Source organism: Nostoc sp. (genome assembly GCF_035638895.1).
In the GTDB taxonomy this organism is placed as follows: Bacteria; Cyanobacteriota; Cyanobacteriia; order Cyanobacteriales; family Nostocaceae; genus Nostoc.
Genome location: NZ_DASQZC010000114.1, coordinates 15205 through 30291 on the forward strand (window position 1 = coordinate 15205; position 15087 = coordinate 30291).

14 protein-coding genes are annotated in these 15087 nt (G+C 42.0%); 8 read left to right on the plus strand and 6 right to left on the minus strand.

Annotation, left to right across the window (positions count from 1 at the left end; translation table 11 throughout):
- Positions 1–10 precede the first annotated feature (10 nt).
- Positions 11–742, plus strand: a complete 732-nt coding sequence (locus tag VE944_RS05250) for a hypothetical protein (protein ID WP_324973309.1) — start codon at positions 11–13, stop codon at positions 740–742.
- 65 nt (positions 743–807) lie between these two features.
- Here the strand turns inward: VE944_RS05250 and VE944_RS05255 are convergent, their stop codons facing one another.
- Both VE944_RS05255 and VE944_RS05260 read right to left on the minus strand, forming a co-directional pair.
- Positions 808–1890 (minus strand): tetratricopeptide repeat protein, encoded by a 1083-nt coding sequence (locus tag VE944_RS05255; protein WP_324973312.1) that lies wholly within the window; start codon positions 1888–1890, stop codon positions 808–810.
- Positions 1891–1986: 96 nt separating this feature from the next.
- Positions 1987–2616, minus strand: coding sequence for an RNA polymerase sigma factor sigma-70 region 4 domain-containing protein (locus VE944_RS05260; RefSeq protein WP_324973316.1), 630 nt, complete (start codon positions 2614–2616; stop codon positions 1987–1989).
- A gap of 195 nt (positions 2617–2811) precedes the next feature.
- Between VE944_RS05260 and VE944_RS05265 the strand changes: the two genes are divergently transcribed.
- A complete protein-coding gene (locus tag VE944_RS05265) occupies positions 2812–3408 on the plus strand; it encodes a glyoxalase-like domain protein (protein ID WP_190735826.1) in 597 nt (198 codons plus the stop codon).
- A gap of 502 nt (positions 3409–3910) precedes the next feature.
- Entirely contained in the window at positions 3911–4072 is a 162-nt protein-coding gene (locus VE944_RS05270) for a hypothetical protein (protein ID WP_324973324.1), read from the plus strand.
- Positions 4073–4109: 37 nt separating this feature from the next.
- Here VE944_RS05270 and VE944_RS05275 read toward each other — a convergent pair whose 3' ends face one another.
- Positions 4110–5000, minus strand: coding sequence for a hypothetical protein (locus tag VE944_RS05275; protein ID WP_324973328.1), 891 nt, complete (start codon positions 4998–5000; stop codon positions 4110–4112).
- Positions 5001–5218: 218 nt separating this feature from the next.
- A complete protein-coding gene (gene lysS, locus VE944_RS05280) occupies positions 5219–6904 on the minus strand; it encodes a lysine--tRNA ligase (RefSeq protein ID WP_324973330.1) in 1686 nt (561 codons plus the stop codon).
- A 102-nt stretch (positions 6905–7006) separates the two neighbouring features.
- On the opposite strand from lysS, the gene VE944_RS05285 reads away from it, so the two are divergent.
- Positions 7007–7564 carry a Uma2 family endonuclease gene (locus VE944_RS05285; RefSeq protein WP_324973333.1) on the plus strand — a complete coding sequence of 186 codons (558 nt, stop codon included), beginning with the start codon at positions 7007–7009 and terminating at the stop codon, positions 7562–7564.
- Between the two features lie 216 nt (positions 7565–7780).
- Here VE944_RS05285 and VE944_RS05290 read toward each other — a convergent pair whose 3' ends face one another.
- Together VE944_RS05290 and VE944_RS05295 are read right to left on the minus strand one after the other, a co-directional pair.
- Positions 7781–8206 (minus strand): hypothetical protein, encoded by a 426-nt coding sequence (locus tag VE944_RS05290; protein WP_324973336.1) that lies wholly within the window; start codon positions 8204–8206, stop codon positions 7781–7783.
- A 458-nt stretch (positions 8207–8664) separates the two neighbouring features.
- Positions 8665–9627 (minus strand): M48 family metallopeptidase, encoded by a 963-nt coding sequence (locus tag VE944_RS05295; protein ID WP_324973338.1) that lies wholly within the window; start codon positions 9625–9627, stop codon positions 8665–8667.
- 118 nt (positions 9628–9745) lie between these two features.
- Between VE944_RS05295 and VE944_RS05300 the strand changes: the two genes are divergently transcribed.
- From VE944_RS05300 to VE944_RS05315, 4 genes are all read left to right on the plus strand, one after another.
- The gene (locus tag VE944_RS05300; RefSeq protein ID WP_324973340.1) at positions 9746–11311 is read left to right on the plus strand and encodes an ATP-dependent DNA helicase; all 1566 of its coding nucleotides are present in this window, start codon (positions 9746–9748) and stop codon (positions 11309–11311) included.
- A gap of 177 nt (positions 11312–11488) precedes the next feature.
- Positions 11489–11710 (plus strand): DUF2839 domain-containing protein, encoded by a 222-nt coding sequence (locus VE944_RS05305; RefSeq protein WP_324973343.1) that lies wholly within the window; start codon positions 11489–11491, stop codon positions 11708–11710.
- A gap of 635 nt (positions 11711–12345) precedes the next feature.
- On the plus strand, positions 12346–14415 hold the full coding sequence (locus tag VE944_RS05310; RefSeq protein ID WP_324973346.1) for a prolyl oligopeptidase family serine peptidase: 2070 nt from the start codon (positions 12346–12348) through the stop codon (positions 14413–14415).
- A 135-nt stretch (positions 14416–14550) separates the two neighbouring features.
- Complete coding sequence (locus VE944_RS05315) at positions 14551–15066, plus strand: helix-turn-helix domain-containing protein (protein ID WP_324973348.1); 516 nt, start codon at positions 14551–14553, stop codon at positions 15064–15066.
- Positions 15067–15087: the final 21 nt, after the last annotated feature.

Consider the following 15087-nt stretch of genomic DNA (forward strand, 5'->3'; position numbering starts at 1 on the left):
GGAGTTAAGAATGAATATGAAGTTTCAAAGTTTTCGCAAGTCTGCTGAGTTATTTGGTGCTATATGCGGTGGATTACTAATCACTCTGCCAGCAATCCCTCAAGCATTAGCACAACAATCAGTAACACAACAATCTACTCCCAAGGTTAACCCTTGTCCTAGAATTTTTTATGAAGAACCACATAACACTCGCATTGTAGTACCGCAGGGATGTCCTCCCAATGCGCTAACTCAAAGACTAGCTGCTCAAGGGCTTCTTCCCGTCCCTGCTACCCCATCACAAGAGGAAACAAGATTAGGTGTAGGTGGTGAAGCTCCAGTACCAAGTGTTAGCTCACAAAGCCCAGTTTCTGCTGATCAAACTCAACAGCCTTCAACAGGGGCGGTTTCCACTGATCAACCACTACTACAACCACGGCAAACCCCCAGCGCTACGATCGCACTGGCAAATGGTACAGTTAATGTTAGGTTAATAAATGATACTGCGGCGAATGTAACCTATCAAGTGATTGGCGATACAGCACCGCGATCGCTACAAGGTAAATCTTATGTAACACTGCAAGGTCTACAAGCACCAGTAACAGTGACATTTGAACGACAAGATGGCGGACAGTTGACAGTAACTCCACAACCCTCTTCAGAATCAGGAAGTTTGGAAGTTAGATTTAACGAAACGACGAATGCAGCACAGGGTAGAAGTGCTATGAGAATCGAACGAAACGGTTCAGTGTTCTTGAATTAATCAAATAGTGCCAAAGTAGGGGCAATACCCTGTGGGAAGCCGCTTTGCGTCTACATGAATTGCCCCTACTTGCGCTGAAGCATTTTAGTTAGCTGATCCAGCAATTGCACTTCTTGCTTGCTGTCTTCCAATGTCCGCGCCAGTATAATCGCCCTTTCGTAAAAATTGCGGGCAGTTAGGTAATTACCTTGTTGCTTGTATAACTGAGCGTAAGACTCAAAAGATTTTAATTCTTCTCGCAAATTTCGCAATTCTTTAGCAAGTGCTAAACGTTGCTCTAGTAAATCAGAAGCCCGTTCATAACGTCCGACAGCAGTGTGAGCAGTAACTAAACCGTCAATTGCCCGTAATTCATTAGTGCGATCGCGGTTAGTTTTTGCCATCCGCATTGCTGCCCCGTAAGTGCCAATGGTATCCTGATAATTTCCAGATGCTAGGTAAGCATCTCCTAAATTATTCAAGGTATTTGCTTCACCGATGGCATCGCCAGTTTGACGGCGGAAGATTAAAGCATTTTCATACAATTTAATTGCCTTGTTATAATCTCCTAACTTGGCAGTTACTAAACCCAAATTACTTAAAGATAGTCCTTCTCCTTCAATGTTTTTGACACCGTGAGCAATTGTGAGTGCATCTTCAACAGAATTGCTGGCAGCAGCAAATTCTCCTTGTTGCAGGAAAAATGTACCGATATTATTTAGCAAAAAAACCTGAGATTGGAAGTCTTTAGTATCACGAGCGATCGCTAACCCTCTTCTTAAAGCATCTTCCGCCTCTTTTAAACTACCAAGCTGGATATAAGCCTTAGCAAGTAAATTGTAAGTTAGACCTTGTGCTTTCAGGTCGCCAATTGCGTGATATAGTTCTAATGCCCGCAAGCAAGACGTAATTGTTTTATCGGCATATCCTGAAGCGTATTGTTTTTCACCGATACTCAGCAAGCTATCTGCTTCATCTCTTGATTGTTGCCCAACTGAACTATTTAAAGGACGGTGAAGTTGTTGCGTAATATCAGCTGCACTCGCAGCTATGGGACTCAGCAAAAAAGTAAATAGTAAAAAGCTCTGTAAAAGTATTTGGGGACGAGAAATCGCACCTACACAAATTAAGCCTACCTTTTGCCTGGGAAATACAAGCCGTTGTTTCATAAAAATTACCCCTATTGCGGGTTTAAGTAGAAGGTCTAAGAAAAAGTTTTAATTTTTTTTAATTGAAGACAAATAATATACGCATTTATACTTAAGTTATGATTGCACTAAATCCTCTCCAAAGTAGATAGCGCGGATATCTGTGGGTAATTTGTCCTCTAGCATACGATAGCCTTCCTGGAGAAAATTGGCTACTTCGCTTGGAGCGATCGCTTCTCCTTCGGCTTGCAGATAGGCGGCGATTCTAGTTTCGCTCCAGTGGAAAGTTTGAGCCATTAAGACGATTAATCGCAAAACAGGTGGTAGTTGCTCTAATGCCTGTTGTACATAGCACCATAATGGCGGCGAAGTCGCTTGCAGAGAATAATGAATTGCTTCTGTGGGTGGTACTTTAATCTCGTTAATACAAAAAGCTGTCATATTGATTAACCAATTTTGCATGGTTAAGGCTTCCTTACCTGATTCGGAGTCGCTTAAATTTAGTCCACCGAGTTCATAGTAGATATGTCGCCAGGTGAGGGCAAACAGATAATCTGCCTGCACAGGCGATCGCGCCGAATGCCGAATTAAGGTATACACTATGGGACTATAGCGGCAAAAAATCACCGTGAAGTACTTTCCGGTATCTGGATTTTGCTGAAACAGAGTCAGTAGTTCATGGTCACTGTGATGGAACAGCGACTTTACCAGGGGGTGATTAGCTTCCGGGAAATGAGGAATTTGCATAGCCTTTCAATGGATAGTTGTTAAAATAGTTTTGGGAATTGCACTCCGGTAGCTAATCGCATAATATCTTGGTGTTGCCCAGTTTGTAGCCCAAACTCAGACTACTTGAGTATTGATAAACTAGAAACAAAGACTTAATTTTAGTCTTAATCGACAATCATAAAATCGGCTCCCTTATAGAATCCTTATTTGTTCATGGTTATAGCAGTTAGTGTGATATCGTTCCTGCTCAGTCCCCTTACCTTAGGCTCCTTTCTGCCTTCTCTGCCCTTAGATAGCCTGTTCTCCACTCAAGGCATTATGGTGATGCTGCTAGCAGCTTACGCTGGCGCAATGTGGATGTTTCTCACCAGTGCTCCAAAAGTACACACTGTAATGGTGTCGGATTTGGAGATTGCCCGACAGTTGTATGAAGGGCTGCTAGATTTGCCAGCAGCTGAGGTGCCATTGCACTACTACTACAATTACGAACAAACCATCGGCGCAACTGGCATTGATCCACTATATATGTCTACTGGGCCGAGCTTGTCTAGTAAAATGATGAATAATGCCAATGATGGGCTGTGGTATCAATTGAAGAAAAACACCCAGCTACATGTCATTACTGGCGCGAGTTTAGGTAGCAAAAATCAGCAACGCCACGTTTGTTTTGATCATGACTGCCTGGAAATGATTTTAATGCGAGTCGAAGTGCGCGGTTTGAAATTTAAGATTCGCAACCAAAAACCCCTGAATTTTTTGGTCAAGGACTATGAAGGGCGCGTGATTGAGGTGGCTGAAGTAGCGAATTAGTCATTAGATTAGCCACTGTCACCAAAATTAACCATTTTTTGGTAATTTTGTAATTGAGCATGGGGTCTTGTGCTATTTCTCATGCTTAGTTTCAATATCTAAGCTAAATGCGTAAGCCCTATACTGTTATATGGTTCACCATTGGGTGCAGTTGTAAATCTGGCTTCTACCATGCAATATAAAACTGCCCTAGATGTAAGCTGGAGCAGTTTTTAATAGAAGTAAAATAGACCTCTTGCAAAAATAAATTATGCTATGATGGGGGGTTTAAAAATTTGCTTTCTATCTCTATCAAACATCCTAATGAGGTAACAAAAATTTTCTGTATAGATTTTGATATGGATTTTTTCTAAAGCCTTAACCATACCACAAAATAATTATGCAATAGGTCTAATATATAGGGGAAAATTAATGTTGTACCCAGTTTATCCATAGTAAATAAATACTGTCACATAATACTATTCACCTCAAGTTGCCTACTTTACGCAAAAAACGAATAATCTTGAAGTTGGCATTACAAAGTGTAGAAGTCAACATTAGCCAGCGTATCACATACAGCAACTGTGATTTTGAGCTTCTTCCTTGGTGGGCCACAGAATATAGTTGGTTGCTGGTGATGGGGGCTGATGAACGGAAATCTGGGGATGGAGTTCGTAAGATTTGAGAGAAAGTCGCACATGGCGTAATCTATGGATATTTTCCTAGAAAGCGCAGAAATAGATTGCGTTCTCATCTACTTTCTGCATTTTGCCCTTCACAGATGCAACGACGCTGTAACCTTGACCTTCATAACTAGGTTGCCAAAATACAATCATGGGCGCTGATTTAGCGTTAGCCTGAAAAGCGCCAATTGGAAAAGGTATTCCTGGTGTACCGTCAAATTTAGGAAATTTAACAGGCTCAGGGTCGCCACCTTGCATATATGACTTTTTCTCCACTGCATTGTAAGCTATCCGAGAATTGATTAATATACTTAAGCGCACTTGGTCTTTACTTTGTTTCTGCATCACAACAGTTGCTCCCCCAGCCTTCCAAGCGCGTGCAACTGATGGTTTGCGTTTGTTTACAGGTAATACGCTCGTAGGAACTTCAGATAAATTCAACGCTTGGAAAGTCAACGATTTTGCTTCTTTGGCTAGGTTCACGGGCAAAAGCCAAACAGGCCCTTCTGCAAAACGTTTAGCTGCGGTAAACGTTGCCATTTTTGTTTTATTATTATCACAACCAAAAAGTTCTTCTTGAGAACGACGAAATTTTACCTGTTGTTTGATTCCTCCAGCGATACCAATTAAAGATGTACCGGGTTTGACTTGATCCCATGCATCTGAGAAAAGTGCAACCTGGGCATCCGCATTCACAGGCAGTAAAGGCAAAAATGGCACATTTTTGTTTGCTGTAGTTGCAAAACCTAACCATCCTGTCATTGCTGACTGTGGTGGTGTGGTACTGTTTGCTTGGGCTACTGATGTTTGTGGTTGATTAGCGCTCGCCTGTAAAGCTTGATTTTTGGCAAAGGATTTATACAAAACCGAAGTGCCAGACATTAATCCTACCAATCCGCTTATAACAAATAGCTTGAGTTTTTTTTGCATTAATTATGAAACATTATATTGTTCAATTTTTATACTAAGCAGTCGTGATAAATTGATTTTTTCTGGCTACGTTGTAGCCAGCCACAGACTGGTACTATAGCAGCTATCAACTTGCTAGCTATAAATAATGCAAAAAATTACATAACTTTATATAGGCAATAAAATGGTGCGTTATGGCTTTGCCATAACGCACCTTAGTGTTTATATGCTTAAGTAGGTCAACTCAACTGTTCAAACTTAAATTTCCCTTTAATGAACTTGTTAAAGTATTGACCTTTAGACGGTGCATTGTCTAAGTCTTGCTTGACACTGGGAGGGACTTTGAAATACTCGTAAACACTTCCACTATCAAATTCAATAGTCAGTGTCTGAGTTTTTTGCTCGTAGGTAAATTGCTTAATAACGCTGCCTTCAGGCTTGAGTAGCGGAAAGGCGATCGCATCCCGAATACTGGCACAATCAGTTAATAACATTACCAACCGATCAATCCCAATCCCTAAACCACCCGTAGGTGGCATACCGTATTCAAGGGCTGTCAAAAAGTCTTCATCTACACCTTGAGCTTCTAAGTCGCCAGCAGCTTTTCTTTCAGCTTGGGCTTCTAGGCGTTCTCTTTGATCGATGGGATCGGTAAGTTCTGAGAAGCTGTTCCCAGTTTCTCGCCCTACGATAAATAACTCAAATCTTTCTACCAAACCAGGTTGAGAACGGTGAGGTTTTGCTAGAGGCGAAATTTCTACAGGATAATCAATTACAAAGGTAGGTTGAATTAAATTAGCTTCTACTTTCTCTTCAAAAGCTAAATTCAGTAACTTACCAATTGATTTGGCTTCATCTACACCAGGAATACTAGCATTTTTACTTGCTGTTTTTGCTTCTTCCAATGTTTGGAAAGAATTGAAATCCAAACCTGTAAATTCTTTAACTAAATCGTGCATTGTCACTCGCCGCCAAGGTGGTGTTAAATCTATAGGTTCCCCTTGGTAGGTAATTTGCAATGTGCCGAGTACATCTTGAGCGACAGTGGTAATAATCCCTTCTGTCAGCGCCATCATATCGTTGTAATCGGCGTAGGCTTGATAAATTTCGATCGTCGTAAATTCGGGATTATGCCGAGTCGAAATTCCCTCATTACGGAAAACCCGCCCCAATTCAAACACCTTTTCAAAACCACCTACAATCAACCGCTTGAGATGAAGTTCTGTGGCAATTCGCAGATACAACTCCATTTCTAAAGTGTTGTGGTAAGTGATAAATGGACGCGCATCTGCACCCCCAGTCTCACTTTGCAAAACTGGCGTTTCAATTTCCAGAAAATCCCGTTCTTCTAAATAACGACGAATACCAGCAGTAATTTGGGCACGACGGCGGAAAGTTTGCCGCACTTCCGGGTTAACAATCAAGTCAACGTAGCGCTGACGGTAGCGCTTGGCAACATCTGTTAATCCATGCCACTTGTCGGGTAGCGGCAACAGGGATTTAGTCAGGATAGTATATTGTTTAACGTAGACAGATAACTCGCCCTTTTCAGTCCGTTTAATAGTACCTTTAACTCCCAGGATGTCGCCTGCATCTGTGAGTTGTTTTAAGTGATTAAAGGCATCAGCATCAATATCTGCCATGCTTTCTTGGATGCGATTTTTATCCAAATAAAGCTGAATTGTGCCAGTTTCATCTTGCAAAGTGAAGAAAGCCAGTTTACCAAAAACGCGACGCGCCATAATGCGTCCAGCGATCGCAACTTCTAAATCAACTTCTTCACCACTGGCTAAATCGGCAAACTGTTCTTGCAACTGCGCTGCATGATGGGTAGATTCCCAACGATAGGCATAGGGATTACTCCCTAACTGCTTGAGTTGTTCTACTTTCTCCAGCCTTGCGGCTCGGATATCTTCTTCCGACATGGTAACGAACTAAATAGGGCAAGATTAATTATAGATGCTGCAAAAGTTGAGAGTAAGAGATATTTGCACTTTGCAGATGATAATATCGCCAAACCAAATACAATGACACAAACTAGAGTGCGCTTGTGGAATGTAGATGAATATCACCGGATGCTTGAGACGGGTATTATCACAGCCGATGAACGGGTAGAACTGATTGATGGGCAAGTTATCCCCATGAGTGCCAAAAATCCCCCCCATGCAGCGACAACGCTGTGTGCGTCTGATTATCTCAAGCGTTCGTTAGCAGAAGTTGCTTTAGTTCGGGTGCAAGATCCGATTCAATTAAGCCAATACTCGGAACCTGAACCAGATATTGCCGTTGTCCGCATTGATGCGCGAAAGTACATTGATCATCATCCTGCACCCAATGAAATCTTTTTACTCATTGAGGTAGCAGATACAACGCTAGACACGGATCGCAAACAGAAAGCACCTTTATATGCTAATGCAGGAATTGCTGATTACTGGATTTTGGATGTGAATCAGCGTCAGGTTTTTGTTTTCCGCGAACCGGGTTTGGAAGGCTACAATCAACAGTTTATTTTGCAGGAGGATGCAACGTTATCCTTGATAGCATTCCCAGAAATTGAAGTCCAGATTAGTCAACTGTTTCCATAAGTTCGGCAATTTTAGACGGCTTGCTTTAATTCCCTCCTTTTTAAGGAGGGTTAGGGAGGATCAATAACATAAGCATATTAGGCAATAATGAGTAAGATACCTATAAAAAAGTGCGATCAATCGCTTGATCGCATTTTATTCAAAAGACTCTCATAGAAAATATGATTGATATTTTCTATGACAACGATTTAATAATCTAATGTACAAGTCAAACCTTTATTTATGATCTACTGTTAGCGAATGCCTAGATGAAATTGCTTTCATTTTCAAGTTAGTAAGTTGCCCAATCGCCTTTACAAAATCTTGCTGTTCTGGTTGCAAATGCAGTTTTTCTAGGGCTTGATTGATATTATTACCAGCCCGGAGATGGTGATTAAGTTGGGCACGTTGCGATGTGTTTAAGACTGCCTCAATTTCCCTGTTTTTTCGCTGACGCACAGCCTGGAGTTCTTGGCGCTGTAAGGGAGTCAGATTAATCTCCGACGAGGTGGAGTAGCTAGCAGTTTTGGTAGTTTGGGCGGAAATGACACCAGAACTAGTATGGAATTGAACGGGTGCAGCTAAGGCAATTCTCGGCATGGAAAGGACAAGAGCTAGAATAGCAGCCAACACAGAAAGCCGTTTTGTCAAGTGAATTCCCATATTCAGAAATGCCTACATCTAATTTAATGCTGAGATATAGTTAAGCAATTTTCAAGCCTTAATTTTGAATCTTGAATTTATCCACCCCCAAGAGGATGGTAGTTCAGCTAAAAAATATTATCCGCTTTAAGGGAATCCAAAAAAACTAGAATGGCAAACTTAACTGAATTATTTTTGCTAAAATCCAAACTCAAATTCAAGTTTTTACAAAATCATCACTTGATTGCTCATTTCTGTTAATCTGTCAATGCGTAAGTCGTGCAAGTACCTTGTGATTTTATTTGAGAACACCTATCACAGAAGTTAGGCTTGATTGCATAATATCAATAATCTGTCAATGTGTAAGTTCTAAATTTAATTTGTGGAAATCCCTCAGACAAAGTATGTGCTAAAAGAGATATAAATAGTGCATTAGGCAAATCTAACGCACTATATATAACTTCACTCAGCACTCAAAACTACTCAGACCTTTTCATTCTGTCGATTTCCCGTTGTAATTCTTCAATTTGACGGCGTAAAGTTTCTGTTTCATTGGCGGAAGATTCTGCTGCAACATTTACTGAGCCGGAAGCAGGCGATCGCTGATAATTTCCTCGGCGAATTTGCTGGTATTCTTCGGATACTGCCCACGCCCGTAAGTAATGTAAGCGTTCCACTGGGAAAGGATGGGTCAACATCGTACCCTGAGCGCCATTGTAAATCAAAAATTTATACAACTGATTTAGTCCATCTTCATCCAGTGCCTGATAATTTTCTGACTGCTTGATAAACTCTTGTAAACTACATTCATTGGCATATTTGTTACTACCACCAGAGAGTTTCATCATCGTTGACATTACGGGATTCAAGTCATCCATGACTAGTAGTGCGGCGCGATCTGACGATAACTCAGCTTTACGCCGCCACTCAAAAAAGGCGTAAATCAAACCTTGTGTGACAATATTACCGATGCCGAAGGTCAATTCTCCCAAGGCGGAAGCAGCACTCATCGCCCACATCGCCATTTGAATTAAAATAGTATGACCACATTTAATATGCCCCAGCTCATGGGCTAGCACCGCCCGAATCTCGGCTTCGTCTAGTAAGTCTAGTATCCCTGTATTTATGACTATGTAAGGATTCTCTTGCCCCAGCGCATAGCTATTTGCTTGGGGGTTTTGCGAGACAAACAGTGTCGGTTCTGGGTAAATGTCCAAATCTCGGACGCATTCCCGAAACATCTGGTAAATAGTGGAATATTGACGCGGCCCGACTTGGATGGTGTTACCCATTAGATAGACTAACTGAGGGCGTTCGTAGATAAATTCCACAAATTTACGAGCAATTAAATCAAATCCCGGTAAATTTCGTAAAGCTTGCTCGGCTTGGCGATCTAGTGGATGCCTGAAGGCTTCGCTGGAAATTCCTGTGTAAGTTGGCATAATTCAGGGTATTGGGTGATTAGTCGTTGGTCATTGGTCATTAGTCAAGGACAAAGGACAACATAATAGAAGTGGGGCAATTGGAAGTAAAAGTCACTTTGTATGGAATTAAAAGCGTGTGATTGAAGCAGAAGTTCATTTTTCACTACATAACTTTTTGCGATCGCAGGCGGGGTTCCCTTCCTGGCCCCATCATTTGACGATGGCACGGTTGGTAGCACGCGCCTTGCGCCTGGGACGTAGTGCCCTAATTCAAGTAGGAGCGGTTTGTGGCTATCAAGGACGATATCGCACCAGTTTCGTAGCATCAGCCCTGATGTGGCATGGCCCTGTAATTATTGTTGCTCAAGAAGCGGTGCAGCAACTTCTGCTGCGGGTAGAAATTCCCCGTCTACAGCAGTGGCTACCAGCCAACAAAGCGATTAGGACAGGTGATGCTTGGCCTAGTGCTGAGTTCCAAGGGCTACTGTTGACCTCGCCAGAAGCTTGGTTAAAAGGACAATTTGCTGGTGGTGATCGCTTTCCCCAAGGCATCCCTACAATTATTGATGGGGTAGATGATCTAGAAGATTGGGTGCGTCATCAACTTACCCAAGATATTCAACCCGATGATTGGGAGCAACTCATGCTGGCTTGCCCCAATCAAGCTGAGGTAATTCGTGAAGCAAGGATACAACTTACACACCAACTTTTTCAGCATCCTGTCAATCCATATCAGTGCTACCTAATTTCCCAGCCAGAAATAGAAATTCTAAGTCGTCTGTATTTGGCTTTAGATCAAGCCAACCTCCCAGATAATTGGAAAAATTTTTGGCAGCAATTTCAAACCCTTGATGAAAATCTTTCCCCCCCTGCCTCCCCTGCTCCCCCTGCCCTCTTCTGGGCGACTATTGCCCATCGACAAGGTTTATTTTCTTTACACTACGCCCCAATGGAATTAGGTGAAATACTCTCACCTATTTGGCAGCGACAACCAGTAGTTTTAATTGGCAGCGCTATCGAACCGGAAACTGAGGCTCCTCTTTTCCGACAGCGCCTTGGTTTGGAAGATTTAACTTGTCTGAAGTTCTCTGCGGAGAGACAAGCAGAAGCAATTCAACTGTATGTACCCTATAAGTTGCCCCTACCCAACACGCCAGAATTTCAAGCGGCATTTATTCACAAAGTCCGCACACTGGTTTGTCTAAGTGCTACAGCACCAGGATTAACGGTTGTCTTGGTGGGGGATGTACCACTCAAGTCTCAAGTTGCGACAATTTTGGCTTCAGAATTTGGTTCGCGGGTGCAAGTAGAAAAAACTTGTTTAGATGAAAATGGTATTTTGATTAGCGGTTGGGAATTTTGGCGAGAACATCAGCGAGTCTTGCCAGCACCCCATCTGTTAATTATTGCCACTTTACCTTTACCATCTTTAGAAAATCCGCTAGTAGCTGGTAGGGTAGCTCGTTATAAGCGATCGCATCAAGATTGGTTCCGTTTATATTTGTTGCCAGCTGCCTTGAGTGAATTACAAAGAGCGATCGCTCCAGTCCGAGAAAGTCAAGGTATTGTTGCTTTACTTGATAGTCGTGTAGTTAATCGCAGCTACGGCGCTCAAATTCTTGCAGCTTTAAGTCCTCTGGCCCGCATTAACTATCTCGACCCCAGTCTGTTTTCTAATACCGATGAAGAAAATTCTGCTTAAAGTTCAGTTATCAATGCCCAATGCCCAATTTACATTTTGTCAACCAAAGCGCGATCGTCTAAAAGCAAGCACTATTATCAGTTTATGCAGGTGATGCAATTTATTGCCTCTCTGTAGCTATGATTCCTGGCAAGATAAATTTAGATAGAACCTAAGTAAAAATTTGAGTTGCTGATTATGGGTGAAGCAAAGCGTCGTAAAACCACACTAGGGGAAACATACGGTCAAGAGAAAGAAACTCGCATCTTGCCTTGGCTTCCCATCACAAAAAAGCAAGCCGAATTATTTGTCAGTTGGACAAGTCGTGGTGCTTGGATAGGTATTGGACTTATGGTTGTAGCATGGGCAACTATCCGTTTTATTGGCCCAGCCTTCGGTTGGTGGCAAGTAGTCTACTAAATGCTGCTGTAGACCCGCGTCGTAGGGGTAAAGCGCATTGCTCATTGGTGTCAACTTAAGCTCAAACACTGAATTTACCGTTGTTTTAGATCCCCCAGCCCCCGATAAATTGGGGGCAAAAAACTCTAGTCCCCCCTTAAAAAGCTACGGTGTACATACAAGTCTGAAGTTGTTCAAGAATCTGGGTTTTACCCCACCCTAACCACTGCTTGAATTCAATAAACGACTACCCGAATTCAATAAATGACCACCCGAATTCAATAAATGACCACCCGAATTCAATACAGCACTTACGGCAGCTATGAGGTACATCCTAAAAGCTGAAAGCGATGATAGGAGACGGGCAAGGAGAAAACTATATTGCATAATAGCCGGAAGTGCTGTAAACGACCACCCGAATTCAATAAACGACTACCCGAATTCAATAAACGACTACCCGAATTCAATAAACGACCATCTGAATTCAATAAACGACCACCCGAATTCAATAAATGACCACCCGAATTCAATATATTTATTGCATCTGTCAATGCGTAAAGCCTAAATTGGAATTTTCTCGCAGGTTTGGTCAGTACATGCTCTACGTCTTAGGTCTATCTTTGTAGTATGTAAAGAAGCACTTTTGACCTGAGATTATGCCCTCCTCTAAAAAAACCCTCACCTACCCATCCAGCCACAAAAGCAATCAAGTCGATGACTACCACAGTACTTTAGTCGCAGATCCTTACCGTTGGTTAGAAAATCCTGACTCGGAAGAAACAAGGGCTTGGATTGAGGCACAAAATCAAGTTACTTTTGGCTACTTGAGCGAAATTACTACCAGAGAGAAAATTAAACAGCGCCTTACTAAACTTTGGGATTATGAAAAATATGGTATCCCTTTTAAAGAAGGTGAGCGCTACTTTTATTTTAAAAATGACGGATTGCAAAACCAAAGTGTCTTCTACACTCTAAAAACCCTCGACGACCAACCCAAAGTTTTACTCGACCCTAATAAACTTTCAGAAGATGGTACTGTTGCTCTTTCGGGATTGTCTATTAGCGAGGATGGTAAACTTTTAGCATACAGTCTATCTGCCTCTGGTTCTGATTGGCAAGAATGGAAAGTACGCAATGTCAAAACTGGTGAAGACCTGCAAGACCATCTGAAGTGGATTAAATTTTCTGGTGCGTCGTGGACACATGATAATCAAGGTTTCTTCTACAGTCGCTACGATGAGCCAAATGAAAAAACTCAATTAGAAGATGTTAACTATTATCAAAAGCTTTACTATCATCAACTAGGTAAACCCCAATCAGAAGATGTACTAATTTACCATCGCCCTGACCAAAAAGAATGGGGTTTTAGTGGCGGTGTTACTGAAGATGGACGCTATTTAATAATTTCAATTTGGCTAGGTACTGATTCCAAAAACTTGGTTTTCTTTAAAGACTTGACTAACCCTAATGCTGAAGTCGTAGAACTAATTAACCAATTTGAGGCAGATTACAGCTTTATCGATAATGATGATAGCGTGTTTTATTTCCGCACAGATTTAAATGCACCACGAGGAAGAGTTATTGCAATTGACACCAAAAACCCTGTACCAGAAAATTGGCGAGAAATTATTCCCCAATCAGCAGAAACTTTGGAAAGTGTCGGGATACTCAATAACCAATTTGTTGCTGATTATCTCAAAGATGCTCACAGCCAAATTAAAATTTTTGACCTCAAAGGTAAGTTTATTCGTGAGGTAGAATTACCTGGACTCGGTTCAGCCGGAGGTTTTGGAGGGAAGCGTCATGATACCGAAACTTTTTATAGTTTCACCAGTTTCACCATACCAGGAACTATCTATCGCTACGATATGATAACTGGTAAAAGTACCATTTTCCGCCAGCCACAGGTAGATTTTAATCCTGATGATTATGAGACGAAACAAGTCTTTTATCATAGCCAAGATGGTACTAGAGTACCAATGTTTATCACTCATAAAAAGAGTATAAACTTAGATGGAAATAACCCGACTTATCTCTATGCCTATGGTGGTTTTAATGCCTCAATGACACCTGGTTTTTCTGTGAGTCTTTTGGTGTGGATGGAGATGGGTGGTGTCTATGCTATGCCTAATATACGCGGCGGTGGAGAATACGGCGAAGAATGGCATCAAGCAGGAATGAAGGATAAAAAGCAGAATGTCTTTGATGACTTTATTGGCGCAGCCGAGTGGTTGATTGCGAATAAGTATACCAAGACTGAGAAGCTAGCGATCGCAGGTGGTAGTAACGGCGGTTTATTAGTGGGTGCTTGTATAACGCAACGTCCCGATTTGTTTGGTGCAGCAATACCCGCCGTCGGCGTGATGGATATGTTGCGGTTCCACAAATTTACCATCGGCTGGGCTTGGACTTCCGAATATGGTTCAGCAGATAATCCAGAAGAATTTCCAGCGCTGTATGCTTATTCGCCACTACACAACATCAAACCAGATACAGCTTATCCAGCAACCTTAATTACCACAGCCGATCATGACGATCGCGTTGTCCCTGCTCATAGTTTCAAATTTGCCGCAGCTTTGCAAGAGGCTCACACAGGCGATGCGCCAACGCTAATTAGAATTGAGACTAAAGCCGGACATGGTGCGGGTAAACCCACGGCTAAAATTATTGAAGAAGCCGCAGATAAATGGGCTTTTTTGGTGTGTACTTTGAATGTTGAAGTTTAGGGATTGATTTATTTGTAGGGTGCGTTAACGCAGTGTAACGCACTATATTATTTCCATAAGCTCAATTATTTCAGTGCATCTAAGTAGATGGTCGTAATTAAATATAAAATAGAAAGGCTATTCAATCACCTTGAGATGCCAGCACCTCTACGTATCATTCTCACCCCGGAAGAAGACTTGACGTTAAATGAACTGCGTCATGCTGGATGTGTTCCTAAACGAACCCGTGCTCGTTGGCAAATGTTGCGATTGAATGCCAAAGGCTGGAAAGTAGCAGTAATTGCCAAGATATTTGAGTGCCATCAACATACAGTCAGAGCGACTTTGCGACGATGGCAAGAACGGGGATTGGCCGGACTGTGGGAGGAAAAAGGACGAGGAGCAAAACCGAAATGGAAAGCGGCGGATTTAGACTACTTAGTGGGATGTCTGGAGAATGACATCCGTACTTATAACAGTCAGCAGTTGGCCAAGTTGTTCAAACAAGAACGGTTAGTAGATTTGAATAGTGACCGACTACGAAAATTACTCAAAAAAAACTACCGTTGGAAACGAACTTTGAATTTGCCACTCCAAAAAACAAGACCCAATCAAAAAGGCAATAAAGCAAGCCGATTTGGAGATGTTGGAATTAGCCGCAGTTGCCTGTGAGATAGAGTTGAAATATCTCGA